The 463-nt window shown below is 62.9% G+C and carries 1 pseudogene; it reads left to right on the plus strand.

The annotated features are described in order from the left end of the window. Positions 1-143: 143 nt before the first annotated feature. Positions 144-463 (plus strand): annotated as a pseudogene (locus QN413_RS27130) (glycosyltransferase family 39 protein); the annotation flags it as partial.

Genomic DNA, 463 nt, shown 5'->3' on the forward strand with positions numbered 1-463 from the left:
GGTAGGCTGAACACCCGGGTCACTTTGAGATCGGCACAACCCTCATAAGTGGGTCAATTCTCGGTCGGCGCCAACACCCAGCCCTTCCACCGCTCGCATGGTTCATCGCGAGAGCCTTGCGTGCCACGACACCGACACGGTGGATGACGAGCCCTAAGCTGCAGTGGACGACCGGCGTTGCCGCCGTCATCTGCGTTGCTTCGGTGATCGTTGCAGACCGGCTGGGAACGCCGCCCGGCGCGCGGCTGTATCTGCCCGCCGAGGAGCGCATCGCAGCAGACGATCAGGTCGTGATGCTCGATGCCTACTACTACGAGATCCCGTTTTACTGGAAGCTGAAGCACACGGTCATGGTCGTGAGCGACTGGCAGGATCCTGCCTTGCCACTGCATGACAACTGGCGCAACGAGTTGAGCGACGCGGGCCGATTCGAGCCCGCCAGGGCGGCCACCACGCTGGTAAA

This window comes from Variovorax sp. LG9.2 (genome assembly GCF_035018885.1).
In the GTDB taxonomy this organism is placed as follows: domain Bacteria; phylum Pseudomonadota; class Gammaproteobacteria; order Burkholderiales; family Burkholderiaceae_C; genus Variovorax.